Annotated in this window: 22 protein-coding genes and 2 tRNA genes; 13 read left to right on the top strand and 11 right to left on the bottom strand. The window is 69.8% G+C overall.

The window, feature by feature from the left end; genetic code table 11:
• Nucleotides 1-2: 2 nt before the first annotated feature.
• Nucleotides 3-260, bottom strand: a complete 258-nt coding sequence (locus tag AWC16_RS17230; RefSeq protein WP_085265960.1) for a type II toxin-antitoxin system Phd/YefM family antitoxin — start codon at nucleotides 258-260, stop codon at nucleotides 3-5.
• 93 nt (nucleotides 261-353) lie between these two features.
• Here AWC16_RS17230 and AWC16_RS17225 point away from each other — a divergent pair, with 93 nt between their 5' ends.
• The gene (locus AWC16_RS17225; RefSeq protein WP_085265959.1) at nucleotides 354-830 is read left to right on the top strand and encodes a nuclear transport factor 2 family protein; all 477 of its coding nucleotides are present in this window, start codon (nucleotides 354-356) and stop codon (nucleotides 828-830) included.
• Nucleotides 831-1,670 (top strand): SDR family NAD(P)-dependent oxidoreductase, encoded by an 840-nt coding sequence (locus AWC16_RS17220; RefSeq protein WP_085265958.1) that lies wholly within the window; start codon nucleotides 831-833, stop codon nucleotides 1,668-1,670.
• Between the two features lie 24 nt (nucleotides 1,671-1,694).
• Here the strand turns inward: AWC16_RS17220 and AWC16_RS17215 are convergent, their stop codons facing one another.
• Nucleotides 1,695-3,113, bottom strand: coding sequence for an SDR family oxidoreductase (locus AWC16_RS17215; protein WP_085265957.1), 1,419 nt, complete (start codon nucleotides 3,111-3,113; stop codon nucleotides 1,695-1,697).
• 70 nt (nucleotides 3,114-3,183) lie between these two features.
• On the opposite strand from AWC16_RS17215, the gene AWC16_RS17210 reads away from it, so the two are divergent.
• Nucleotides 3,184-4,824, top strand: coding sequence for a peptide chain release factor 3 (locus AWC16_RS17210; RefSeq protein WP_085265956.1), 1,641 nt, complete (start codon nucleotides 3,184-3,186; stop codon nucleotides 4,822-4,824).
• A gap of 5 nt (nucleotides 4,825-4,829) precedes the next feature.
• Here the strand turns inward: AWC16_RS17210 and AWC16_RS17205 are convergent, their stop codons facing one another.
• From AWC16_RS17205 to recC, 5 genes are all read right to left on the bottom strand, one after another.
• Complete coding sequence (locus AWC16_RS17205) at nucleotides 4,830-5,711, bottom strand: NYN domain-containing protein (protein WP_109561474.1); 882 nt, start codon at nucleotides 5,709-5,711, stop codon at nucleotides 4,830-4,832.
• 149 nt (nucleotides 5,712-5,860) lie between these two features.
• A complete protein-coding gene (locus AWC16_RS17200; protein WP_085265955.1) occupies nucleotides 5,861-6,259 on the bottom strand; it encodes a type II toxin-antitoxin system VapC family toxin in 399 nt (132 codons plus the stop codon).
• A 92-nt stretch (nucleotides 6,260-6,351) separates the two neighbouring features.
• The gene (recD, locus tag AWC16_RS17195; RefSeq protein WP_109561473.1) at nucleotides 6,352-8,097 is read right to left on the bottom strand and encodes an exodeoxyribonuclease V subunit alpha; all 1,746 of its coding nucleotides are present in this window, start codon (nucleotides 8,095-8,097) and stop codon (nucleotides 6,352-6,354) included.
• The gene (gene recB, locus AWC16_RS17190) at nucleotides 8,094-11,399 is read right to left on the bottom strand and encodes an exodeoxyribonuclease V subunit beta (protein ID WP_085265954.1); all 3,306 of its coding nucleotides are present in this window, start codon (nucleotides 11,397-11,399) and stop codon (nucleotides 8,094-8,096) included. Before recB ends, recD begins: the two co-directional genes overlap by 4 nt.
• Nucleotides 11,396-14,692 (bottom strand): exodeoxyribonuclease V subunit gamma, encoded by a 3,297-nt coding sequence (gene recC / locus AWC16_RS17185; protein ID WP_085266037.1) that lies wholly within the window; start codon nucleotides 14,690-14,692, stop codon nucleotides 11,396-11,398. The genes recB and recC overlap by 4 nt, the downstream gene beginning before the upstream one ends.
• 91 nt (nucleotides 14,693-14,783) lie before the next feature.
• Here recC and dsbE point away from each other — a divergent pair, with 91 nt between their 5' ends.
• The 4 genes from dsbE to AWC16_RS17165 are packed head-to-tail and all read left to right on the top strand — an operon-like array spanning nucleotide 14,784 to nucleotide 18,406.
• Nucleotides 14,784-15,284: a disulfide bond-forming protein DsbE gene (gene dsbE / locus AWC16_RS17180; RefSeq protein ID WP_085265953.1), complete on the top strand. Its 501-nt coding sequence runs from the start codon at nucleotides 14,784-14,786 to the stop codon at nucleotides 15,282-15,284.
• Nucleotides 15,281-16,093: a cytochrome c biogenesis CcdA family protein gene (locus AWC16_RS17175; protein ID WP_085265952.1), complete on the top strand. Its 813-nt coding sequence runs from the start codon at nucleotides 15,281-15,283 to the stop codon at nucleotides 16,091-16,093. Before dsbE ends, AWC16_RS17175 begins: the two co-directional genes overlap by 4 nt.
• 39 nt (nucleotides 16,094-16,132) lie before the next feature.
• On the top strand, nucleotides 16,133-17,293 hold the full coding sequence (locus AWC16_RS17170) for a zinc-binding dehydrogenase (RefSeq protein ID WP_085265951.1): 1,161 nt from the start codon (nucleotides 16,133-16,135) through the stop codon (nucleotides 17,291-17,293).
• Nucleotides 17,294-18,406, top strand: a complete 1,113-nt coding sequence (locus AWC16_RS17165) for a 6-phosphofructokinase (RefSeq protein WP_085265950.1) — start codon at nucleotides 17,294-17,296, stop codon at nucleotides 18,404-18,406.
• 104 nt (nucleotides 18,407-18,510) lie between these two features.
• Here AWC16_RS17165 and AWC16_RS17160 read toward each other — a convergent pair whose 3' ends face one another.
• Both AWC16_RS17160 and AWC16_RS17155 read right to left on the bottom strand, forming a co-directional pair.
• Nucleotides 18,511-19,128: an RES family NAD+ phosphorylase gene (locus AWC16_RS17160; RefSeq protein ID WP_109561472.1), complete on the bottom strand. Its 618-nt coding sequence runs from the start codon at nucleotides 19,126-19,128 to the stop codon at nucleotides 18,511-18,513.
• Entirely contained in the window at nucleotides 19,121-19,636 is a 516-nt protein-coding gene (locus AWC16_RS17155) for a hypothetical protein (protein ID WP_085266036.1), read from the bottom strand. Before AWC16_RS17155 ends, AWC16_RS17160 begins: the two co-directional genes overlap by 8 nt.
• Before the next feature lie 84 nt (nucleotides 19,637-19,720).
• Between AWC16_RS17155 and AWC16_RS17150 the strand changes: the two genes are divergently transcribed.
• From AWC16_RS17150 to AWC16_RS17140, 3 genes are read left to right on the top strand one after another with little or no spacing between them, the layout of a single operon-like run.
• Nucleotides 19,721-20,158 carry an SRPBCC family protein gene (locus AWC16_RS17150; RefSeq protein ID WP_085265948.1) on the top strand — a complete coding sequence of 146 codons (438 nt, stop codon included), beginning with the start codon at nucleotides 19,721-19,723 and terminating at the stop codon, nucleotides 20,156-20,158.
• Nucleotides 20,159-20,181: 23 nt separating this feature from the next.
• A complete protein-coding gene (gene cynS / locus AWC16_RS17145; RefSeq protein WP_457920372.1) occupies nucleotides 20,182-20,637 on the top strand; it encodes a cyanase in 456 nt (151 codons plus the stop codon).
• 4 nt (nucleotides 20,638-20,641) lie between these two features.
• Nucleotides 20,642-21,700 carry a patatin-like phospholipase family protein gene (locus AWC16_RS17140; RefSeq protein ID WP_085265946.1) on the top strand — a complete coding sequence of 353 codons (1,059 nt, stop codon included), beginning with the start codon at nucleotides 20,642-20,644 and terminating at the stop codon, nucleotides 21,698-21,700.
• A 7-nt stretch (nucleotides 21,701-21,707) separates the two neighbouring features.
• Here AWC16_RS17140 and AWC16_RS17135 read toward each other — a convergent pair whose 3' ends face one another.
• Nucleotides 21,708-22,538, bottom strand: a complete 831-nt coding sequence (locus AWC16_RS17135; protein ID WP_085265945.1) for a hypothetical protein — start codon at nucleotides 22,536-22,538, stop codon at nucleotides 21,708-21,710.
• An 11-nt stretch (nucleotides 22,539-22,549) separates the two neighbouring features.
• A complete protein-coding gene (locus tag AWC16_RS17130; RefSeq protein WP_085266035.1) occupies nucleotides 22,550-23,266 on the bottom strand; it encodes an MBL fold metallo-hydrolase in 717 nt (238 codons plus the stop codon).
• 233 nt (nucleotides 23,267-23,499) lie between these two features.
• On the opposite strand from AWC16_RS17130, the gene AWC16_RS17125 reads away from it, so the two are divergent.
• From AWC16_RS17125 to rpmG, 3 genes are all read left to right on the top strand, one after another.
• Nucleotides 23,500-23,572, top strand: a tRNA-Thr gene (locus AWC16_RS17125).
• Between the two features lie 38 nt (nucleotides 23,573-23,610).
• Nucleotides 23,611-23,684, top strand: a tRNA-Met gene (locus AWC16_RS17120).
• 43 nt (nucleotides 23,685-23,727) lie between these two features.
• Complete coding sequence (gene rpmG / locus AWC16_RS17115) at nucleotides 23,728-23,895, top strand: 50S ribosomal protein L33 (RefSeq protein ID WP_024440978.1); 168 nt, start codon at nucleotides 23,728-23,730, stop codon at nucleotides 23,893-23,895.
• Nucleotides 23,896-23,903 lie beyond the last annotated feature (8 nt).

Genomic DNA, 23,903 nt, shown 5'->3' with positions numbered 1-23,903 from the left:
GCTCATCCAGGCAGGTCGTCGGTGGTCTGTGTCAGCGCCTCCCGCAATTCCTGGCGCAAATCGGTGCTGTCCGGGCCGAGGCGCACCAGTTCTCCAATGACTTCTGCGGCGGGCAGCCACCGGCGTCGTCGCGAAACCGGACTGATCAGCGCCACCGGACGGTTGTCCTTGAGCACTTCGATCTCTTCGCCGGCAGCGACCCGGCGCAGGATCTCCGCAGTGTGGTTGCGGAGGTCTCGGGCTGGAACCGTAGCGGCCATGCTACGAGTGTAGCGGGACATCGTTACCTGGTCCCGGGATATGTAGCGCATGCCCCCACCGTGGCACGGGGCACCGACAACTATCGTCGAGCGATGACCCCCGAGGAGCGGCTGACCGCGCTCGAACAGATCGAGGCGATCAAGGCCCTCAAACACCGCTACTTCCGGGCCTGCGACGCCAAGGACCCCGACACCTTCCGGGCCTGCTTCATCGCGCAGGGTGCGGACGTCCACTACGGCCCGCTGGGCGGGTTCGACGACGCCGACCAGATTGCGGCCGTATTCACCCGCATCGCGCTGCACAAGGTGGACGGCAAACCGGTGATCCTGGACATGCACCACGGGATGCACCCCGACATCACCCTCACCGGACCGGACACAGCCACCGGACGCTGGACGTTGAAGTTCCGTCAGCTCAACATGATCGAGCGCACCGAGCGTCTGCTCACCGGCGAGTACGACGACGACTACGTGATCGAGGACGGGGTGTGGAAGATGGCGCGCAGCCATTTCCAGCAGCTCTGGGCGATCGTGCGCCCGCTCGGCGACGACACCGTGGTGGAGGTCTGAGTGACGGACTCGCGGATCGCCCTGGTCACCGGTGCCAGCCGCAGCGTCGGCAGGGGCATAGCGTTGGCGCTGGGCTCGCACGGGTGGACCGTCTACGTCACCGCGCGTGGCGAAGTCGGTGTCGACGGTCCGCTGGATGAGACCGCCCGGTCGGTCACCGAGCGCGGCGGGCGCGGAATCGCCGTGCAGTGCGATCACCGCGACGACGACCAGATCGCCGCGCTGTTCGCCCGCATCGCCGACGAGCAGGACGGTCGGCTGGACCTGCTGGTCAACAACGTCTGGGCGGCGCCCAAGGGGTTCGCCGGATTCACCGAGAAGTTCTGGCAGCGACCGCTTTCGGACTGGGACACCCTGATCGGGGTGGGGCTGCGCGCCCACTACGTCGCCTCGGTGCACGCCGCGCAGCTGATGGTGCCTCGCGGTGCGGGTCTGATCGCCAACATCTCCTCGTTCGGCACCCGAGGCCACCTGCACTCGGTGCTCTACGGCATGTCCAAGGCCGGACTGGACAAGATGGCCGCCGACATGGCCGTGGAGCTCACCGGCACCGGCGTGAGCGCGGTATCGCTGTGGCCGGGGCTGGTGAAAAACGAAGTCATGCAAGGCTTCATGGATCGCGGCCTGGACAACTTCCAGGGCTTCCCGCTGGCCAACGCCGAAACCCCGGAGTTCATCGGCCGTGTCATCGCCGCGCTGGCCGACGACGCGGGAGTCGGCGCCCGCAGCGGCCACACCCTGATCACCGCCGAGACCGCGTTGGACTACGGCGTCACCGACCTCGAAGGCAACCAACCGGATTCGCACCGGACGTTGTTCGGCGGCGGACCGCTGTACTGAGCGTTGGCAGAGCCGGCCCGACCCCTACCAATTAGTCGGCGCGTAATCCTTGAGGAAACACCCGTACAAGTCCTCGCCGGCCTCCCCGCGCACGATCGGGTCATAGACCCGGGCGGCGCCGTCGACCAGATCCAGCGGGGCGTGGAACCCCTCCTCGGCCAGCCGCAGCTTCGTGGGGTGCGGGCGCTCATCGGTGATCCAACCGGTGTCCACTGCGGTCATCAGGATCCCGTCGCGTTCTGCCATCTCCGTCGCGCTGGTGCGGGTGAGCATGTTCAGTGCGGCTTTGGCCATATTGGTGTGCGGATGCCCCGGGCCCTTGTATTGGCGGCTGAACTGGCCCTCCATCGCCGACACGTTCACCACGTACTTACGCCGCGCCGAGGCCGCGGCCATGGCCGGACGCAGCCGGCTCACCAGGATGAACGGCGCGGTCTGATTGCACAGCTGCACCTCGAGCAACTCCAGAGCGTCGATTTCGTGCACGCGCTGGGTCCAACTGTTCACCGCGGCGGTATCGGGCAGCAGCCCGCCCGCGTCGATGGCGGTACCCGCGACGATCCGCTCCGGGGACGCGCTGCGGGCGGTCAGGGCCAGCGCGGTCAGGGCGTGTGGTTCCTGGTGCTCGGCGAGGCTGCCGGCCAGCGCGGCCGGGTGGGCGTCACTGACGTGGTCGAAGGTGATGACGTCGACGAGCTCGTTGGCCGGGGTTCGTTCGGCTTGCACGAGTGCGGCATACGAGCCGGGTGCGCGGCGCACCGTCTGCGCGGCGTTGTTGATCAGGATGTCCAGCGGGCCGTGGGCGGCCACCGTGTCGGCGAGCGCGACGACCTGGGCCGGGTCGCGCAGGTCGATACCCACCACCTGCAGCCGGTGCAGCCAGTCGGCGCTGTCGGGCATCGCGGCGAAGCGGCGCACCGCGTCGTTGGGAAAGCGGGTCGTGATCGTGGTGTGCGCGCCGTCGCGCAGCAGCCGCAGCGCGATGTACATGCCGATCTTGGCGCGCCCGCCCGTGAGCAGGGCACGCCGGCCGGACAGGTCGGTGCGGGCGTCGCGCTTGGCCCGGCTCAGTGCGGCGCACGGCGGGCAGAGCTGGTGGTAGAACGCATCCACCTCGGTGTAGTGGTTCTTGCAGATGTAGCAGGCCCGCGAGCGCAGCAGGGTGCCCGCCGACGCCCCGACCGCGGCGGACACCAACGGGATGCCTTGCGTCTCGTCGTCGATGCGGCCCGGCGCGCCGGTGGCGGTGGCGGCGATCACCGCCTTGTCGGCGGCGGCCACCGCGTCCCGCTTGGCGTTGCGGCGGGCCTTCTTCACCGCTTTGAAGATGCCTGCGGTGGCCCGGCGCACGGCGACGGCATCGGGGTGCTCGGGCGGCAGTGAATCGACCTCGGAGAGCACTTGTAGGCAGGTGGCGAGCTTTTCCGGATCGATCGCGGTCACGCCTGGAAGGGTATCGGTCCCGGTGTCCGATTATTGAATTGCTCAAGGCCCCAATACACTCGCTGACGCCATGACCGACAACGCCCTGGAGTCCGCGACGGTCGCCGCTGGGCCGCAAACCGGCCGGATCTCCGGCGAAGCGGGCCGCCGCCGAACCTTCGCCGTCATCAGCCATCCCGACGCCGGCAAATCCACCTTGACCGAGGCGCTGGTGCTGCATGCCAAGGCCATCACCGAAGCCGGCGCGGTACACGGCAAATCCGGTCGTCGTGCCACCGTGTCGGACTGGATGGAGATGGAGAAGGCCCGGGGCATCTCCATCACGTCGACCGCCCTGCAGTTCCCGTACCGGACCCCCAAAGGGCAGGACTGCGTCATCAACCTGCTCGACACCCCGGGCCATGCCGACTTCTCCGAAGACACCTACCGGGTGCTGACCGCGGTCGACTCCGCGGTCATGCTCATCGACGCCGCGAAAGGTCTTGAGCCGCAAACCCTCAAGCTGTTTCAGGTATGCCGTCACCGTCGGATCCCGATCATCACCGTGATCAACAAGTGGGACCGCCCCGGTCGGCACGCCCTGGAGTTGATGGACGAGATCCAAGCCCGGATCGGCCTGCGCCCCACGCCGCTGACCTGGCCGGTCGGCATCGCCGGAGACTTCAAAGGGGTGCTCGACCGCCGGTCCGGACACTTCATCCGGTTCACCCGCACCGCCGGTGGCGCCACCGCGGCACCCGAGGAGCACATCGCCGCAGCCGACGCGCACAGCGCGGCCGGCGAGGATTGGGATACCGCGGTCGAAGAGTCCGAGCTGCTGACCGCCGACGGATCCGACTTCGACCGCGAGGCGTTCCTCGACTGCACGGCAACACCGGTCCTGTTCACGTCGGCGGCATTGAACTTCGGGGTGAATCAGCTCCTCGACGTGCTCACCGAGTTGGCGCCGCCGCCCAGCGGAGCGCTCGACGTCGACGGAACCCGGCGCGCTACCGACGCGCCGTTCAGCGCCTTCGTCTTCAAGGTGCAGGCCGGCATGGACTCCGCCCATCGCGATCGCATCGCCTACGCGCGGGTGTACTCGGGAACCTTCGTACGCGGTGACGTCCTCACCCACGCCGCCACCGGCAAGCCCTTTGTCACCAAGTACGCCCAGTCGGTGTTCGGCCAACAGCGTTCCACTCTGGAGAGCGCCTGGCCCGGCGACGTGATCGGGCTGGCCAACGCCGCCAGCCTGCGCCCGGGTGACACGCTGTATTGCGATGCGCCCGTGCAGTACCCGCCGATACCGAGCTTCTCGCCCGAACATTTCTCCGTGGCGCGCAACGTCGATCCCAGCAAGCACAAGCAGTTCCGCCGCGGCATCGAGCAGTTGGACCAGGAGGGCGTCGTGCAGGTGCTGGTCTCCGATCGCCGCGGTGAGCAGGCGCCAGTGCTCGCCGCGGTCGGCCCGATGCAATTCGAGGTGGCTGCACATCGGATGGCCGGAGAGATGGGCGCACCGATCTCGCTGGAACCGCTGCCCTACCAGGTCGCGCGGATTGTGGATCCCCAAGACGCCGACTTCGTCGGCAAGCAGGCGCTGGCGGAAGTCATGACCCGCACCGACGGCGTGCAGCTGGCCTTGTTCTCGAACAGCTGGCGGCTGCAGGGTTTCCAACGCGACAACCCCGACGTGCAGCTGCGGTCATTGGTGGCCGCAGAGGGGTAGTGGTGTCAGCCGCGCAGCCGCACCAGCCGCGTCGTCGAGCTCTCGTCGAGTTCCACCAGATCCGCGTAGGACCGCAGGAAATCGCTGAATGACTTGTAGCCCAGGGCTTTCTCACTGAACGACGGGTCCATTCGCTTCATCTGGGCCTTGACCGTCGAGTTGTGCAGCCACTCGACGTCGTCTTTCTCCATGCCGATCCTCAGTGCGCGGATAAGCAGTGCGGTGGCGGTGTCCTGCGGATCCGGCGGCGGCGGCTCCTCCGGTTCCTGTTTGGCCTGGCGGGTGCGCCGCTTCGGTTCGGCGTCGGCCTCGGCATCGGCCGGCGCGGGCTCGAACACCGGCACTCCGGGCAGCGCGTCGTAGCTGACGAAGTCATCACAGGCGGCGGCCAACGCGCGGCTGGTAGACCCGGCCACTCCGATCCCGACGACATAGCGGCCCAGGCGTTTACAGCGCTGCGCCAGCGGGATGTAGTCGGAGTCGCCGGCCACGATCACCACGTGGGTCAGATCCGGCAGCCGGAACATGTCCTCGACCGCGTCGACGGCCAATCGGATGTCGGCGCCGTTCTTGCCGTATGCCGCCGCCGGGAACAACTGCACCAGGTCAACCGCGCGGCCGACGAGTTGCTGGCGGTAACCGGTGTTGACCTCCGCCGACCAGTCGGCGTAGGCGCGGGTGAGCACCAGCGTTCCGAACGACGACGCGAAGTCGATGATCGCCCCGACGTCGACGGTGGCCCTCGCCAGCCGATCCGGCTGCTTGCCCAGCCCCTTGGCCTTGTCCTTTTGAAAAGAGCTGCGGCCGTTGACCTGGTCGTAGCGGGAGATCACGATGTTGTCGAAGTCGAGGTAGACCGCGACCCGGGTATCGCCGGATTCCGTCATGGTCCCAGTGTGGCCTATGGCCGGCCACGGCCGTGGAGCACGGGTGCATATGTGAGTTGCCCGGCTATGCGCGACAACTCTCGAAGTGCGGGCGGGCTGTTCGCGATCTGTCGCTGATAGCCGGTCACACCCACCACAGATCGGGACGGTCACCGACCCGGCGAGACGGTTGGCAGGCCCGCGGCCTCAGCTTCGTCGAGCAAGCGTTCGTCGTAGGCGACAAACGCGGTCAACCTGGCGCCGAAGATTGCGTGATCGGTGGCGAGGTGAATTGCGTCCAGCGGCCGCAGGGCCGAGTCCCGAAATGCCGCGGCGGTGGCCCGCACCGCCTCATCCACCTCGTAGCGGGCGACTCGGGCCACCAACGCCGGGACATCGGCGAGCAGCGAGGGGTCTACTCGCCGCAGCGCGCGGGGCAACTCGACCTCGATCAACGTTGACGACACCCACGGCGTCGCCCCCTGCGCGTCCAGCCAATCGGCCAGTGCACCGCTTTCCGGTTCACGGCGGACGAGCTTCACCAGGGCCGACGTGTCCAGATAGAGCATCAGTAGCGCTCGTCATCCCGCATCGTGCGTAGCAGTTCCCCAGCCTCTTGATCGCTATGGATGGGACCCGATGGACGAGGCGCCAGACCCCCTCACGCCTCACGTAGCCGCAACGCCAAACCAGAGGCCCGCACCGCCCGCCGATCCAGCGCGGCACGGATCTCCTCCTCGGACCCGACCACCCGCACCTTGTGCTTGGCGCGGGTCACCGCGGTGTAGAACAGCTCGCGGGTCAGCAGCCGCGACTCGACCGGCGGCATCAGCACGGTCACCACGTCGGCCTCGCTGCCCTGGCTCTTGTGGATGGTCATCGCGTACATGCTGTCCACGTCGGAGAGCCGCCCGGTGGCGAAATCCACCGGGCCCGACGCCGTCGCGATCACCGCGCGCAGCCCCTCGTTGCCGGCCGTGACCACCCCGGTGTCGCCGTTGCGCACCCCCAGCCCGTAGTCGTTGGCGGTGACCAGCAGTGGCCGCCCGGCATACCAGTCCGCCCACACCGGATCCCCGGTGTGCTCGGACACCCAACGCCGCACCTGGCGGTTCCAATGGTTCGCGCCGTGCGGGCCGTCGCGGTGCGCGCACAGCAACCGGTGCTCGTCGAGGTTGCGCAACGCCTCGCCGGCGTCGCCGAGCAGGGCCGCCTCACGCACCCGCAGCGCGTGCGGCACCGCGATCTGCGCCAACTGGTCGGCCAGGGCGGCGGCGGATTGGACGTCGATCCATTCCCGGTGCTCGTCACCGGAGCCCAACAGCTCGATCACGGTGTCGCCGTCGCCGGCGCGAATCGCCGTCGCCAGTTCGCCGATCGGCTTCTTGTAACGGTGCGCGGTCACCAGGGTCGCCACCCGGGTGCCGGGCCGCGCCGCCAAGCCGTCCACCAGGTCGGCCAGCACCGCCCCGGCCTCCACCGACGCCAACTGGTCGGGGTCGCCCACCAGGATCAGCCGGGCCTGCGGCCGCACCGCCTCCAGCAGCCGGGCCATCAACGTCAGCGACACCATCGACGTCTCGTCGACGACGATCACGTCGTGCGGAAGCCGGTTGCCCCGATTGTGCTTGAACCGCGACGAATTTCCCGGCCGCGAACCCAGCAGCGAATGCAGGGTGCTGGCCTGCAACCCGGCAAGGCGGGCCTGATCCACCGGGTCGAGGCCGGCCACTTCCCCGGCGACCGCCTCGGTCAGCCGGGCCGCGGCCTTGCCGGTCGGCGCGGCCAGCGCGATCCGCAGCGTCGGGCGGCCGGACGCCTCGGCCTGCTCGGCCAGCAGTGCCAGCAACCGGGCCACCGTGGTGGTCTTGCCGGTACCCGGTCCACCGGTCAGCACCGTGACCGCCTGCGTCAGCGCGATCTCGGCGGCGCTGCGCTGCTCGTGGTAATCCGACGGGAACAACCGGTCGAACGCGGGCAGCTCGGCCGGCCCGGGCTGTGGCGTGGACAGCGCCAGCAGGTCCGCGCAGACCTGCTCCTCCTCGCGCCAATAGCGATCCAGGTAGAGCAGTCGGTCAGCGTAGAGTCGCAGCACCTGCTTGGCCACCAGCGAACTGGCCCGCACCGCCGCCAGCCACGCCGCGGGCTCCGGCCACGCCAACTCCGGCAGCTCGGTGCTGTCGGCCACCGTGGCCAGCTCCACGCAGACCGACCCGGTGCGCAACGCCCGCACCGCCAGCGCGACCGCCAGCGCGACCGACTCGTCGGACTCGGCGCCCAGCGCGCAAACCCGTTGCGCGGTGTGCACATCCGCGGCATCGAGCACCCCGGCCTCATTGAACTCGCGCAGCAAGCCGGTAGCCCCGCGCGCCACCCGGCACGACAGCGGATCGACGTCGACAATCACGCCGCCACCCCCCGGTGCAGCAGATCCGACAGCGCGACCACCAGCGCGGCCGGCGGCCGCCAACTGAACACCCCGGCGGGATGCCCGTCGAGAATCGGGGTATCCGGTCCGCACATGCCGCGCACGAACAGATACAGCACCCCGCCCAGGTGCCGGTCCGGGTCGTAATCCGGTTGGCGCCAGCGCAGAAAACGGTGCAGCACCGCGGTGTACAGCAACGCCTGCAGCGGGTAATCCGAGTGCAGCATGGCCTCGGCCATCCGGGGCGGGCTGTAGTCGGCGGCGGTCTCGCCGAGGTTGTTGGTCTTGTAGTCGACCACCAGGTAGCGCTGATCGGGCAGCCGCAGCACCACGTCCAGGGAGCCGGACAGGTATCCGCGCAGCGACTGGCCGCCGAGGGCGTCGGATGCCAGCCGGTCGGCGTAGACGGCGAACGGGTCCGCAGGCGTGAGATGTTCGCGCAGCAGCGCGCCCACGTCGGCGACCTGCACCCGCGGCGCCGCGCCGCGGACGTCCCCGCCGGCGAGCGGAATCTCGAAGTCCAACTCCCGCAACCGATCCACCGTCCCGATCTGCCGCAGCGTCAACCCCTCGGCCAGGGGACCCAGCGAGGTGTCGTGCATCGGCACCAGGGCCTCCGCCAGCACGTCGGCGTCGACACCGATCGGCCACCAGGGTTCGTGGACTCGTACCTGCTCGGTCAGTTCGGCGGCCAGGTCCGCGGCGAACGGGTCGGCGGTCTCCAGCACCCCGTGCACCAGCGACCCGAACGTCTTGCCGCCGGGCAGATCCGCCATCGGCGAGCGCAGTTCGGCGCCGGCGTCGGAGGCGGCCTCGGTGACGGTGACGTCCTCGGATTCGTCGTCGCGGGTGTGGGTCTCCGGCTCGCTGCGCACGCCGGCCTCGGCGTCTTCCTGAGCACCGCGGATCAGCGCCGAATAGGAGGTGCGCCGCCAGCCGGGATCGATATGGCGATGGAAGTGGCGCACCGCGAGCTCGCCGGGCGCCTCGCGCGGCACCGCCGGTGTCGGCGGGCCGATCACCGATTCCTCCACCACCGGCCCGCCCAGGGCTTGCCAACTCCGGAAGATCACTTCGGCGTCGTCGTCGGAGATTCGCGGGGAGCACCGGTCGGGCACCTGCGCTTCTCCGGGGGCCCGACCGCGCAGCAGCCGCGACAACCCGCCGTTGATCTCGTCGCCGGCCGGCGCCCACCACGCGATGACCTGGGACTGGGCCCGGGTCAGCGCGACATAGGTGATCCGGATGTGGTCGAGCGCCTCCTCCAGCCGGTGCAGCTCCTTGACCTCGGCCATGCCGGGGCTTCGGGGGCCGCCGATGTGCAGGCAGCGGACCTCCGCGCCGTCGGCGCCGATCTCGTGGTAGAGCAGGTTGCCCTTGTCGCTGATGTGGCGGCGAAACATGAAGGGCAGGTACACGATCGGGAACTGCAGGCCCTTGGCGGCGAACACCGTCATGATCTGCACGGCGCCGGCGTCACTGTCCAGGCGGCGGTTGCGTTCGACCGCACCGGTGCGGTCCTCGCGCTGGTGGCGCAACCAATCCCGCAGCGCCGGAAGACCGAGCCGCTCGGCGTGCGCGGTCTCGTGCAGCAGCTGACCGATGTGGGCCAGATCGGTCATGTGCCGTTCACCGCCGCGCCGGCTCAGCACCCGCCGGCCCATCCCGGAGAGCTGGGCGGCTTCGAAGGCCGCCGCGATGCCGCGCAACCGGACGTGATCGGCCCACTCGCGCAGGGTCTGGGTCACCCGGTCGGTGATCTTGTCGCCGCCGAGGGCCAGGGATTCCGCGGTCTCACCGAAGAACATGGTGCAGGCCGCCGCGCGCACCAGACCGGTGCGGCCCGGCTGGTCGAACGCTTCCAGCAGGCACAGCCAGTCCTCGGCGGCCCGCGAGGCGAACACGTCGGTGTCGCCGGTGTAGACGACCGGGATGCCGAGCCGGGTCAGGGCGTCGCGGCACAACGCCGCGTCCTGATGCTGCTCGACCAGGATCGCGATGTCACCGGCGCGCACCGCCCGGCCGTCGTAGCGGGCGCCGGAGTTCAGCAGGGCGCCGATGTCGGCGGCCAGGTCGGCCGGAATATGTTCGCGCAGTGGGCCGATCAGCAGATTGTCGCGGCCCTGGCGGCCCAGCGTGGGTCGCTTGACGACCCGCAGCCGGAACGGGGCGTTGTGCGGGGCTCCGGTCAGTCGATGCCCGGTGCGGTGCGCCTCGATGGGCGGCACCGTGATCTCGGGGTGGCCCAGTTGGGCGCCGCTGAGCACCGTCTGCAGGCTGTCGACGAGAACCTTGTCGCTGCGGTAGTTGGTGGCCAGGGTGCGCTGGTCGCCGGCGGCCCGGACCGCGGCCAGGTAGGTGTAGATGTCGCCGCCGCGGAAGCCGTAGATGGCCTGCTTGGGGTCACCGATGAGCACCAGCGTGGCATGCCCGGTGAAGGCGCGGTCGATCACCTGCCACTGCACCGGGTCGGTGTCCTGGAACTCATCGACCATCACGAACTTCCAGCGTCGGCGCATCCGGTCCGCGGCGTCGGAGTCGCTGTGCTGCAGGGCATCCGCCAGCCGGGTCAGCAGGTCGTTGTAGCCGAGGATCCCCAGCCGGCGCTTGCGGTGCGCGAGCTCCTCGAGCACCGCCTCGGCGAACGCCAGCCGGACTCCCGCCTCGGATTCCGGGTCGGGGCCCACCGGGCGCAGCTGCGCGGCCGGATCTTCGACGGCCTGGGTTGCCAGCTCGATCGCCTCCTTGCGCGTGAAGGGCGGCTTGTTCTCATCGTTGCCGAAATGCGCCAGGTAGTGGTCGTCGACGATCTCGGTGACCAGATCGGTGAGGCTTTCCACCAGCGTCGCCGACGAAGCCGTATCACCCGCCACGCCAAGTGATTTCAGCACCATGGCGCAGAACTGGTGGATGGTGACGATGGTGGCGGCGTCGAAGTCGGCCAGCGCGTCCCGCAGCCGGGCGCCGCGCCGAGCCGCCTCGTCGGTGCCGGGGCCGCCGTCGAGCAGATGGGCCTCCAGGTCGTTGCCGGGCTCGCGGCGGCCCTCCAGCACCGCCAGGGCGTCGCTGATCTGGTCGCGCACCCGTTCCCGCAGTTCCCGGCTGGCCACCCGGCCGAAGGTGATCAGCAGCAGCTGGTCCACGGTCGCCACCCCGTCGGCCAGATAGCGGGTGACCAGGCCGGCCAGGGCGAACGTCTTGCCGGTGCCGGCGCTGGCTTCCAGCACCACGGTGGAGCGCTCGGTGGGCAGCGGCCCCAGCAGGTCGAAGCGATTGGTCACGACAGGACCTCCGCGCTCAGCAGCGGCGCCCACAGTCGCACCGCCAGCGCCCCCAACCGGGTGCCCTCGCCGGTGACTTCCTCGCCGGGGCGCGGGGTGTCCAGCAGCTTGTCCAGCGGGGCGCCCGGGCCCCACACCTTGATATGGGCGGCATCGGTGCCCTCGCCGAACCTGCCGCCCCAGGCCTGCCTGGCGGCCTCGACCGGGTCCTCGTTCTCGCGGCGGGCTAACGCCCAGGCGTGCGACGTCGCCAGCGGAAGCGGCAGCGGCTCACGCCGGCCGGCGTCGTAGATCGCCACCAGATCACCGAGTGCTGCGGCCGGGTCCGTCGGCGGCACGAAACGCCGCTGCCGGATATGGTTGCGGCCCGTACCCCGGCCGATGCACAGTGCGCTCCACCGCGTTTCGGGATGCTGGACGGCCAACGTCAGCAACGGAATCCAGGCTGCGAGTACATGTTTGGCGGCCAGCCGCGAGTAGACCACCGAGACGGTACCGGTGCCGTACACCCCGGAGACGGTTCCGGTCAGCCGCTGGCCACCGCCCAGGTCGACGTCGACGTCGTACGCCTCCGGGTCCCCGACGCGATGGCCGAACGCCGCCTCGGCGAGCGCGCGAGACAGGTCGCGGATCTCACAGGCGGTGCGCATACCGAGCCGGCCGGGCGGCAGCGTGCCGCGCCGCCATTCGGCGTTCGCGGCATCCTCGGGGTGCATACCGGAGAGCATGTCGGCGAGCATCCGGTCGCCGACCGTCCACTGCTTGAGGCTGTCGATCTCGACGGGCATGGCGTCCTCCACCCCCTCGACGTCCCACGGCAGGGTGTAGTCCAGCGCCCGGAAGTAACCCTTGACCGGGTCCTTGAAGAATCGCGTCAGCTCATCGAGTTCCACGTCGGCGGCCGGTGGCGGCGGCAGCAGCGCGGCGAAGGTGTCGGTGGGTTCGGTCCGTTTGCCGGCGGCGGCCTCGGCGGCGGTCAGCGCCGTCGGGTCGAAGGTGAACGGCTGCCCCGGCACACCCAGCTCGCCCGGCTGGACATTGCGGATATCGAAGGGCTGCAGGGGGTGCCGCACCACGACGTGGTCGCGTACCGGCTCGGCGGTGGTGGCGTCCAGCGCGTCGAGGAGTTCGGCGAGCGGCACCGCGGGCGGGCGCACCTTGCCGGTGCTCTCGTCGGCGCCGGCGTAGGTGATGACCAGGGTCTCGGTGGCCGCGCACACCGCGTCCAGCAGCAGTTGGCGGTCTTCGGAACGGATGTCGCGTTCCCCGGTCAGTGGGCGGCGGCACAACACGTCGTCACCGTCGACGTGATCGACGCGGGGAAACACGCCGTCGTCGAGGCCGACCAGACACACCACCCGGTGCGGCACCGAGCGCATCGGCACCATGGTGCACACCGTCAGGCCGCCGGTGCGGAAGTTGGCCCGGGTGGGCCGGCCGGCCAGGTGACCGGCGAGCAGCGCGCGCACATCGGACAGCTGCAGCGCGGTCCCGGCGTGCGAACCGGCCCGGGCCACCACCTCGGACAGCTCCCGCTGCAGCTGGCCGGCCTGCCAGCCGTCGTCGAGCGACACCCGGGTCAGCGCGGTCACGCCGTCGATCAGGGCGGCGATCCACTCGTCGAGCGGCCGCGCCCCGGTGAGCGCGTCGGCGGCGCTCTGCAGCCGGGCGACGAACTCGGCCAGCCGCCCGGCCAGCTCCACCCGGTTACTGCCCACGTCATCGAGCGGCAGGGCGGTGCCCAGCCACGCCCGGGAATCCTGCGACATCGCCACCCCGGTCAGGATCCGGTCCAGCCCGAACCGCCAGGTGTTGTGCTGGATACCGTTGAGCCCGTAAGGCTCCCGATGGGCGGCGTCGAAACTCCACCGCACGTTGGCTTCCTGCACCCAGGCGGTGATGTCCTCCAGGTCGTCGTCGGTGAACGCGAACCGGGCCCGCACCGGCGCGGCCTGCGCCAGGTTGAGCACCGCGGAGGCCGTGGCACGGCTGTCGGCGATATCCAGCAGTTCCTCGGCCACCCCCAGCAGCGGGTTGGTCTGGGTGAGCGCGCGGTCGGCCAACTGCACCCGCAGCAGGTGAGCCGGATGGCTCTCGCCGACCAGCTCACCCAGCCCGAAGCCGGCGACGATCAGCGGTGCGTAGCTTTCGATGTCCGGACACATCACCACGATGTCGCGCGGCTGCAGGGTGGGATCGTCTTCGAGCAGGCCGAGCAGCACCTCACGCAACACGTCGACCTGACGGGCCGGGCCGTGACAGGCGTGCACCTGAATCGACCGATCGGCCGGGGTGGCCGAGCGCCCGTCCGGGCGCACCGCGTTGGCGGCGATGTCGGCCTGCAGCCATCCCAGCAGCGTGCCGGATTGTGTTGCGGCACCGTGGTAGACGTCGCTGTCGGGTGCCGGGGGCAGCGCCCGTTGCAGCTCGCGCAGGTCACGGCCCAGGGTCTGCAGCAGCGGATGGGCCGCGCTGTGCCGGCTCTCGTCGGTGGCGCGCGGCACGATGCCCTGCACGTCGCTGAGTGCCTGCCACAGCGCATCGGAGGGGTGCGGCAGCCACAGGTGCAGCTCGTGGTGGGTGGCCAGTGCGCCGAGCAGGTCGATGTCGGTGCACGACAGCCGGGTGTGCCCGAACAGCGACAGCCGGGCCGGCAGGTCCGCCGCGGCGGCCTCCTGCAACCGTGCCACGGCCCGGCGGTGCCGCAGGTGCGGGGGATCGGCTGGGACGGCGGCGACCAGCGCGCGCCACAGCGGCGGCTGCCAGGCCAGGTCGGAGTCCAGTGTCCCGCCGGCGCCGTCGCCGGAGCCGCCGTCGAGCCAGTCGGCCAGCATGTCCGGACGCTGCCGCGCGTAGGAGGCGAACAGTCCGGCCAGCCGCCGCGCCACCGCATAGCGCCGGCCGCGCCGCACGTCTGCGTCGTCGCCGGTGTGAAAATGACCCAAATGCCTTGCCAGGGTGGCACACCACGGCTCGTCCAGGCTGGCGTCGATCACCGCCAGCAACGGCCAACTCATCGCATCCGGCGACCATGGATCGTCGTCGCCTGCGCCGATGATCTCGGCGATCAGCGACCCCGGACTACGGAACTCAACCCCCGCGCACACCCCGTCGCCGCCGGAACCGGCGCCCAGCACATGCGACAGCCGCTGCGACAGCCAGCGCTCCACCCCGCGCGCGGGCACCAGCACCAGGTCGCGAGCGAACGGGTCGGCCGGCGGCGTCGCCAACAACGCGCCGAGGCCGTCGGCGAGGACATCGGTGCGTTCGGCGCGGTGCAGGTGCAATCCCATCGCGGCCACCATAAACCGCGACACCGACACCGAGTGTTGAGTCCACGCCCTTGTGACTGAACCATCGGCCGCGTCCGATCGTGGTGCAGTTATGAGGATTTACACGCTGGCGCTGTCCATCGTCGCCGCACTGGTCGCCGCACTGGTCGTCGGGCTGGCCGGCCCACCGGCCGCCACGGCCGCCGATGACCGGTTACAGTTCACCGCCACCACCATCGACGGTGCCCCGTTCAACGGCGCAAGCCTGCAGGGCAAACCCGCGGTGCTGTGGTTCTGGACGCCGTGGTGCCCGTTCTGCAACGCCGAGGCGCCGTCGGTTAGCCAGGTCGCCGCCGCCAACCCCGGGGTGACCTTCGTCGGGGTGGCGGCGCGCTCCGATCCGGCGGCGCTGCGCAACTTCGTGGCCAAGTACCACCTGAACTTCACCCACCTCAACGACACCGACGGCGCGATCTGGGCCCGATTCGGGGTGCCGTGGCAGCCCGCGTACGTGTTCGAGCGCGCCGACGGCACCTCGACGTTCGTCAACAACCCGACGTCGGCGATGACCAAGCAGGAGTTGGCCGACCGGGTTGCCGCGCTGACGAGGTGAACCAGAACCTGACCGGGTTGGCTTTCGCCGCCGGGTTGGTGGCGGCACTCAATCCGTGCGGGTTCGCCCTGCTACCCGCCTATCTGGCGTTGGTGGTGCGTGGCGAGCGCAGCCGCGGGTGGGGCGCGGTAGGCCGCGCGCTGCTGGCCACCGTGGCGATGACCCTCGGGTTTCTGGCGGTGTTCGGCGCCTTCGGGCTGCTCACCGTCACCGTCGCGGCGACGGTGCAGCGCTACCTGCCCTATGCCACCGCCGTGATCGGCGCGGTGCTGGTCGCGCTCGGTGTCTGGCTGCTGGCCGGGCGCCGACTCGGGGTTGCGGCATTCGCTGGGCGCTGGGCGCCGACGGCCCGGATCGGGTCGATGTTCGGCTACGGGGTGGGCTACGCGTGCGCGTCGCTGGGCTGCACGATCGGCCCTTTCCTGGCGGTCACCGGGGCGGCGTTTCACGGTGGTCACCACGGGGTGATGGTGTATCTGGCGTATGCGGCCGGGTTCGGCCTGCTGGTCGGGGTGCTGGCGATCGCGGTGGCGCTGGCTCGCTCGGCACTGATAGACCGGATGCGCCGAATCACGCGCTATGCCAGCCGGATCAGCGGAGCACTGCTGGTGGTCGTCGGGCTTTACGTCGGCTACTACGGCTACCACGAAGTTCGGCTGTTCGGGCTGAACGCCAGTGCGGGTGATCCGGTGCTGACCGCCGCCGGACGGCTACAGGGCACCCTCGCCGGGTGGGTACACCAGCAGGGGGCCTGGCCGTGGCTGGCGGTGCTGGCCGTTGTTGCGCTGGGTGCGCTGCGCTCGCGATAAACCGCCGCGCCGACCGGGCCGCCTCGTAGGCTTGGGTGCGTGAAAGCGGTCAGCTGCAGCAACGCGCAACTCGATGTCGTCGACCTACCGACCCCGGTACCGGCCAAAGGCCAACTGCTCATCGACGTGCTGCGCTGCGGCATCTGCGGATCGGATCTGCATGCCCGCCGGCACTGCGACGAGGTCGCCGAGGTCATGGCCGAAACCGGGTACGACGGCTTCATGCGCTCGGACCAGCACGTGGTGATGGGGCACGAATTCTGCGGTGAAGTGCTCGACCACGGCCCCCGCACCCGCAAGGCGCCGCGTCCGGGCACCCGGGTGGTCGCGGTGCCCCTGGTGCGGCGCGGGCAAGCCGTCCACGCGATCGGATTGTCGGAATCTGCGCCGGGCGGCTACGCCGAGCACATGGTCGTCGAGCAGTCCCTGGCGCTGCCGGTTCCCAACGGACTGTCGGCCGACGCCGCCGCGCTCACCGAGCCGATGGCGGTCGCCTGGCATGCCGTGCGGCGCGGCGAGGTCCGCAAACGCGACGTGGCGATCGTGATCGGCTGTGGCCCGATCGGCCTGGCGGTGGTGTGCATGCTCAAGGCACGCGGCGTGCGCACGGTGATCGCCAGTGACTTCTCGCCCGGCCGGCGTGCCCTGGCGACCCGATGCGGCGCCGACATCGTGGTGGACCCGGCGCAGGGCTCACCGTATGCCGCGGCCGCGGGTCACGGTCACCTGGAGACGGCACCGGAGGCCTTCGGCCTGGCGATCGGCACCGTGGAGAAGCTGTACCGGGCGCGGCTGCCCTGGTGGCACGTCTGGCGGGCCGCCGAAGCCGTCGGCGCCGCCACTCCGAAACGTCCGGTCGTCTTCGAGTGCGTCGGGGTGCCGGGGGTCATCGACGGCATCATCGCCGGGGCGCCGCTGTTCACCCGGGTGGTGGTGGTCGGGGTCTGCATGGGCACCGACGCGATCCGGCCCGCGATGGCGATCAACAAGGAAACCGACCTGCGGTTCGTTTTCGGTTACACCCCAATGGAATTCCGTGACACCCTGCACATGATCGCCGAGGGCAAAGTCGACGTTTCGCCGCTGATCACCGGTACGGTCGGACTGGGTGGGGTGGCGAATGCGTTCGACGCGCTGGCCGACCCGGCCAAGCACGCCAAGATCCTGATCGACCCGAAGAGCGCGCTACAGGAGGTTTAGGTGACGTCCGGCATCAAACGCATCGCGATCAGCACCGGAGGCGGGGACGCTCCCGGCCTGAACGCCGTCATCTACGCCGCCACCCTGGCCGCCCGCAACCGGGGCTGGGACGTCGTCGGGATCCGCGACGGCTTCAACGGGCTGCTGGTCAGCGACGACTACCCCGGCGGCGGCTTGATCGAGCTGACCCGGCAGCGGGTGCGCGGCATCATCCACCAGGGCGGCACCATTCTGGGCAGCACCAACCGCGGCAACCCGATCGCCTACCCGGTGCAGCAGCCCGACGGCAGCTGGATCGAGCAGGACCGCACCGAGGAGCTGCTCGGCCGGTTCGCGCAGCACGGGATCGACGCGCTGATCACCATCGGCGGCGACGGCTCCCTGACGATCGGCAACCACCTGCACGAGGCCGGGCTGCGGTTGGTCGGGGTGCCCAAGACCATCGACAACGACCTGGAGGGCACCGCGGCGACGTTCGGTTTCGACAGCGCCGTCGGGTTCGCCTCGGAGTGCATCGACCGGTTGTTCTCCACGGCCACCTCGCACAGCCGGATCATCGTGGTGGAGGTGATGGGCCGCTACGCCGGCTGGATCGCGCTGCACGCGGGCATGGCGTCCGGGGTGCACGCCATCCTGCTGCCGGAGATCCCGTATCGCCTCGAGCCGGTGGCCGAGCTGATCAACGAACGCGCACAACGCGGTTCGACGTACTCGATCGTGTGTGTCGCCGAGGGCGCCAAGCCGGTCGGCGGTGAGCACACCGTGGCGGGCCAGTCGATCGGGCAGGCCGTCCGCCTGGGCGGTATCGGGGCCAAGGTGGCTGCCGAGCTGGAGGAGCTGACCGGGCGCGAATCGCGCGCCGTCGTGCTGGGTCACCTGCTGCGCGGTGGTTCGCCGACCTCGGTGGACCGGCTGCTGGGGCTGCGTTTCGGCGCCGCCGCGGTGCGGGCCCTCGACGAGGGGCGCAGCGGGGTGATGGTGGCGCTCAACCCGCCGACGGTGGACTACGTGCCGCTGGTCGAGGCCACCAGCCGACTGAAAACGGTTCCACCGGACTGTGATTCGATCCAGGCCGCGCGTGACGTGGGTATCAGGTTCGGCGACGAGAGTTGACCGACGTCTCGTCGACCTCGTGAGTGGGAAATTCACGACGGGACACGCCGATGGTGCGTCGGGTGGTTCCGCTCGGCGCGGAACGCAACCGGCCTGGTGCGGCGTCAGAACAAGACAGTGAACCCGTGCCGCAGCACCAGATCGGCGGTGACGTCCGGGCGCTGCGCCAGTGGCCAGGACTCCACGTCGAACGCCCCGGCGGCGAAGAACGCGTAGTTGACCGAGGTCTCCGGGGTGGTGCGGGAACGGTAGACGATCGCGTCCGGGCATTCGTCGGTTTCGGGCCACCAGCGCGGCACGGCGTCGGCCAGCCGCTGGCAGGTGGCCCACACCGCGTCGTGCTGGCCGGTGCTGATCTGATCGTCGACGCCCAGGGCGTCCAGATTGAGTTCGGTGCGCAGGTCGAGCACCCGCAGGTGCCGGGCGGCGGACAGCCGAACCAGGTGGTGGCCAGCGTGGTCGGTGGGGATCATCAGGCCGGTCAGACGGTAACGCTCCCGGAATGCGCCGACGAGATCGGTTGCCGCGTAACGGGTGCGGAACGCTCCCGACTGCGGGTCGAACCGGTAGCGCGGCTCGGCGAACCCGTCCCAGTCCCACTGGTCGGGGTGCTGCGCGTCCAGGCGCCACAGCAGCGTTCCGGCGGGAATCCTGCGGCGGCGCAGTCCGGTCGGCTTGGCGTCGGGCAGGGGAGCCCGGTAACCGGAGGGAAGCTCAGGCACCGAGCGAGGCGAGCAGTCGCCGCGCGGCCTGCGCGGTGTCCGGGTGCCGCAGCGCTTCGGCGATCGAGGCGCCGCCCAACTCGTCATGGGTGAGCCGCATGATGCGGTCGGCGGCGAGCGGGTCGGTGGTGAACCGCCCCAGCAACTCCAGGATCTCCGGCAGGTCGGGGCGCACCCGCGCGTCATCGAATTGCCAGGCCGGGAACCAGGTTTGGTTGCCCACAGCCGCGCCGACGAGCTTGCCGCGGCTGCGCAACCGGTGGACGGCCTGCGGTGTGCCCAACCGCAGCAGTTCCTGCACCTTCGGGGTGGGCAGCGCCCCGGCGACGAAGTCGTCGACAACCGCGGCGCGGCGCTGATCGTTCAGCGCGTGGGCGGCGATGCGCTCCAGGGTGCCCTGCGGCGCCGTGGGCGCCTCCAGCAGGGCGTCGAGGACATGCGCGAACCCCGCGTCGGTACGGGCACGTTCGGCGACCTGGCGGGCGATCGGTGCGACGGCGGTGGGCATGCGAACCATGCTACCCGCTGCGGCGCGGGATTGAAACAATCGAAACAATCGTGCCATCGGGTCACGTCGGGCTAGAGTTCCTGCATGGCACGCGGCCGCCTGGAACACACCGCCGACATCGCGGCGCCGCCCGAGGCCGTGGCGACGTTTCTGGCCGACCTGGTCAACTACGAAGCCCTGCACCCGATGCTGGTCGACGTGCGCCAGATCCCCGGCGGCCCCGACGGCGCCACCCGCTACCTGGCTCCGCACCGCATGCGCCTGTACGGCATACCGATCCGGTTCACCTGCCGGGTGGACCTGCGCACCGCCGGCCCCGGCGAGATCCGCACCCACACGCTGCAGCGGCCCGGCATCGAGATGTGGTCCACCATGACGGTGCGCCCGAACGCCGGCGGCACCCGGCTGCACGAACAGGTCGACATCAGCGCGCCGCGGCTGTTGATGAAGACCGTGCTGCGCGACGGTGGCAGCTCGCACGCCGCGATGTGGGACAACCTGCGCCGCCATTTCGAACGCTGAGCAACAAGGGCATGCTGGAAATCATGAACCGGAGCCAGATCACCGAACAGATCATCGCCGCACGCCTTGCCAAGGGACTGACCTGGCAGGAACTGGCCGACGCGATCGACAAGCCCGTCGTGTGGACCACGTCGGCACTGTTGGGTCAGCACCCCATCCCCGCCGAGCTGGGCGAGACCCTCGCCGGCCTGCTGGGGCTGGACCCGGAGGTGGTGCCGGTGTTGGCCGCGGTGCCGATGCGCGGCGGGCTCACCGGGCCGCCCACCGACCCGACCATCTACCGGCTCTACGAGGCGGTGGGGGTCTACGGTCCGGCGATCAAGGAACTGATCCACGAGCAGTTCGGCGACGGCATCATGAGCGCCATCAACTTCAGCATGGACATCGAGCGCAAGCCGCATCCGGGCGGTGACCGGGTGGTGATCACCTTCGACGGCAAATTCCTTCCCTACGAGTGGAATTCAGCGAACCGGGCGTGAGCCGATGCCCACCAGCCGATCGAAAGACACCCAGCCGCTGACGGCCGATCTGGTGCTGTCCGGCGGGGGAGTCCGGTTCGCCGGGCTGGTCGGTGCGGTGGTCGCGCTGATGGACGCCGGCTACACGGTGCAGCGCGTCTCGGGGGTGTCCGGCGGTTCGGTGGTGGGCACCATCCTGGCTGCCGCCGCCCGGGGCGATCAGCTGACCGCGGCGCAGATCAAGGAGCTGGCCCTGTCGGTGCCGCTGCCCAAATGGCGCGACGCGGTGGTGCCGCTGCCGGTGCTGGGCCCGGCGTTGGGATTCCTGCGGGACAACGGCCTGTACCGCGGCGACTTCGCCCACGACTGGATCCGTGGTGAACTGCGGAACCTGGGGGTGAGCACCTGGGGGGATCTGGCCTACCACGGCGACGACCTGCTGGCGGAGCGGCGCTACCGCGCGGTGGTCAGCGTGACCGACGTGACGACCGGACAGCTGGTCCGGCTGCCGTGGGACTACCGGCGGGTCTACGGACTCGATCCCGACGAACAGCCGGTCGCCGATGCGGTACGCGCCTCGATGTCGGTGCCGTTCTTCTACCGCCCGATGACGCTGACCAGCACCGCCGGGGTGCGGTCCACACTGCTCGACGGCGGGGTGCTCTCCAACTTTCCGATCGACAGCTTCGATCGGCCCGACGGCCGGACACCGCTGTGGCCCACCTTCGGGGTGACGGTGGCTCCGGAACCCACCGGCGACGACATCGGCGCCGCGATTCCGGCCCTGGGGCCGCTGCGGCAGTTCGGGCAGGCACGGCTGCTGGAGGATCTGATCACCACCTTGCTGGTCGGCCACGACCAGACTCACCTGAACCTGCCGTGGGTCAGTGTGCGCGCCATCAGGGTCAACCCGACCGACGTCGGGGTGCTGGACTTCGACATCTCCCGCGTCCGGCTCGAAGAGCTCTACGACAACGGCTACCGCGCGGCCGCGCAGTTCCTGTCGACCTGGGACTGGCCGGGCTACCTGCAGCGGTTCCGCGCCGCGCACTATCCCGGCGCCGAACCGGTAGGGCCCGACTAGGCCTCTGCTAGCTGCGGTGCTTGCCCAACTCGGCGCTGGCGTCGCCGAGGCGCACCGTGATGTCGGTGTTGCCGGAGCTCTCCAGCTGCTCGCGGCCGCGCAACCGGTCCTGGATCTCGCGGGCCGCCCCGTTGATCCGCTCGATCTCGGCGCGGAACGCGTCCGGGCGGGTCTCCTTGCTCGCGTAGTGGAAGTAGCTGAGCAGGCTGCGCAGCAGCTCCAGCTTCTGCTTCTCCCGCTTGGCCAGGTCATGCGTCGTCATCAACTCGACCCGCCGCACCGGGGGCAGGTCGCCCCAGTCCAGCGTCACCTTGTTCTCGTAGCGGGTGCGCTTGCCGCGGCCGAACCAGCCCTTGGGCTCCTCAGGGGTGTCGTAGTAGCTGACCGTCCCGGTGAATCGCGACTCGATGCCCTCACCGAGCTCGGCCCGGTCGATCGCCGAGTCCCACACCGTTCGCCACTCCTGGTTGGGCGCCAGCACCGTGAGCTCCTCGGGCAGCTGCAACGCGACCACGTCGGCGTAGCCGTCGGAGGCCGTCTCGTAGCGGGCCACGGTGGGCGGCTGGGCGAACGAGAACCGGATGTCGTAGGCCGCGGTCTTGCCGAAGTTGCGGACCACCAGCTCGATGACGTGCCAGTCCGCAGCGTGCGGCTCCATGTACATCGCCACGTGCGGGCGGGTCTGCTCGGCGGCCGCCCGCCGATTGCGCTGCAGTTGCCGGTTCAGGTAGATCAGCGCCAGCACGGTGATCCCGATCGCCAGCCACGCGGCCCATGCCAGCCAGGCATCCGGCCCCGCGTGAGTCAGGCCGTGCAAGTGGTCCTCGACTGATCCCATCGACTATCCCCTCATCCACCCATCAGCATGCGCCACCGGTCCAGGCTTCCGGCGCTGAATACGTAGTTGGATCGCTTGACCTCTGACAGTGCAGCGCTGGGATCGGCCGAATACCAGTGGCCGGGGAACACCGTCGGGTCACCCGGCAGTGCCGCCAGCTGCTGCAGACTGCGGTACATCTCGTCGGAGTCGCCGCCCGGAAAGTCGGTGCGGCCGCAGCCCTCCAGGAACAGGGTGTCGCCGGCGACCAGGCGGCCGTCCAGGAGGAAGCACTGGCTGCCCGGGGTGTGCCCGGGGGTGTGCAGCAGCTCGATGTCGATGTCGCCGATGCTGACCCGGTCGCCGTGATGGTGCGTGGTCAAGTCCGTCATCGGGATCTCGGTCACCCGCGAAACCCACTGCGCCTCATGGGTGTTCACGTGAACCGGAACGCTGACCCGCTCCAGCAGCTCGGCCAGCCCCTTGAGCTCGAAGCCCATCATCTTGCCGCCGACGTGATCGGGGTGGTGATGGGTCACCAACACGCCGGACAGGCGCATGCCGTCGGCCTCGAGGGTGTCGAGCAGATCGCCGGCGGCATAGGCCGGGTCGACCATCACGGCGTCGCCGGTCTGCCGGTCGCCGATCAGGTATGCGAAGTTACGCATCTGGGCGGCAATCGGGTCCCCGGCGGCGAAATCGCGTCCGGAGAGCAGCTGGCGGAAATACAGCCGGTCGGATTCGGGCACGCCCTCCACCCTAAAGCAGCCGCGATTGCAAGCGGGGCGAAGCCGGGCGCGGCAGATCGCCGCCGTTGGCAGGGCGATTGCAAGCGGGGCGAAGCCGGGCGCGGCAGATCGCCGCCGTCTGGTGGCGTCTAGAGCGGGATCCGTCATTGCGGTTTGGTGACCTCGCGGGCGAGGTTGTAACCTTCTACAGGCTTGCGGCGCCCGAACGGGACACCGCGGGCAGCAACAAGTAGGCCCCCTTAGCTCAGTCGGCAGAGCGTTTCCATGGTAAGGAAAAGGTCAACGGTTCGATTCCGTTAGGGGGCTCGGTGGACGCCGGGCCTGCTGGCAGGTGTATTACCCGCGGCGATGTAGCTCAGTTGGTTAGAGCGAACGACTCATAATCGTTAGGTCGCCGGTTCAAGTCCGGCCATCGCTACTACGAGAACCAGCGCAACAACAGATGAAAGAGGGCAGCTGACGTGGCCTCCAGCACCGATGTGCGGCCGAAGATCACTTTGGCCTGTGAGGTGTGCAAGCACCGCAACTACATCACCAAGAAGAACCGCCGCAACGACCCCGACCGGCTGGAGCTGAAGAAATTCTGCCCCAACTGCGGCAAGCACGAGTCGCACCGCGAATCTCGGTAGGTAGCGCG

It is taken from the genome of Mycolicibacter longobardus, assembly GCF_002102265.1.
GTDB classification, from domain to species: domain Bacteria; phylum Actinomycetota; class Actinomycetes; order Mycobacteriales; family Mycobacteriaceae; genus Mycobacterium; species Mycobacterium longobardum.
This window is presented reverse-complemented; position numbering and strand designations above follow the sequence as displayed.

Excerpts from the sequence above, each read along its gene's own strand:
- cynS (WP_457920372.1), top strand. The coding sequence starts at position 20,182 with ATGAACCGGAGCCAGATCACCGAACAGATCATCGCCGCACGCCTTGCC.
- AWC16_RS17225 (WP_085265959.1), top strand. The coding sequence starts at position 354 with ATGACCCCCGAGGAGCGGCTGACCGCGCTCGAACAGATCGAGGCGATC.
- AWC16_RS17140 (WP_085265946.1), top strand. The coding sequence starts at position 20,642 with ATGCCCACCAGCCGATCGAAAGACACCCAGCCGCTGACGGCCGATCTG.
- AWC16_RS17230 (WP_085265960.1), bottom strand. The coding sequence starts at position 260 with ATGGCCGCTACGGTTCCAGCCCGAGACCTCCGCAACCACACTGCGGAG.
- dsbE (WP_085265953.1), top strand. The coding sequence starts at position 14,784 with ATGAGGATTTACACGCTGGCGCTGTCCATCGTCGCCGCACTGGTCGCC.
- AWC16_RS17200 (WP_085265955.1), bottom strand. The coding sequence starts at position 6,259 with ATGCTCTATCTGGACACGTCGGCCCTGGTGAAGCTCGTCCGCCGTGAA.
- AWC16_RS17205 (WP_109561474.1), bottom strand. The coding sequence starts at position 5,711 with ATGACGGAATCCGGCGATACCCGGGTCGCGGTCTACCTCGACTTCGAC.
- AWC16_RS17135 (WP_085265945.1), bottom strand. The coding sequence starts at position 22,538 with ATGGGATCAGTCGAGGACCACTTGCACGGCCTGACTCACGCGGGGCCG.
- recC (WP_085266037.1), bottom strand. The coding sequence starts at position 14,692 with ATGGGATTGCACCTGCACCGCGCCGAACGCACCGATGTCCTCGCCGAC.
- AWC16_RS17210 (WP_085265956.1), top strand. The coding sequence starts at position 3,184 with ATGACCGACAACGCCCTGGAGTCCGCGACGGTCGCCGCTGGGCCGCAA.
- AWC16_RS17155 (WP_085266036.1), bottom strand. The coding sequence starts at position 19,636 with ATGCCCACCGCCGTCGCACCGATCGCCCGCCAGGTCGCCGAACGTGCC.
- AWC16_RS17150 (WP_085265948.1), top strand. The coding sequence starts at position 19,721 with ATGGCACGCGGCCGCCTGGAACACACCGCCGACATCGCGGCGCCGCCC.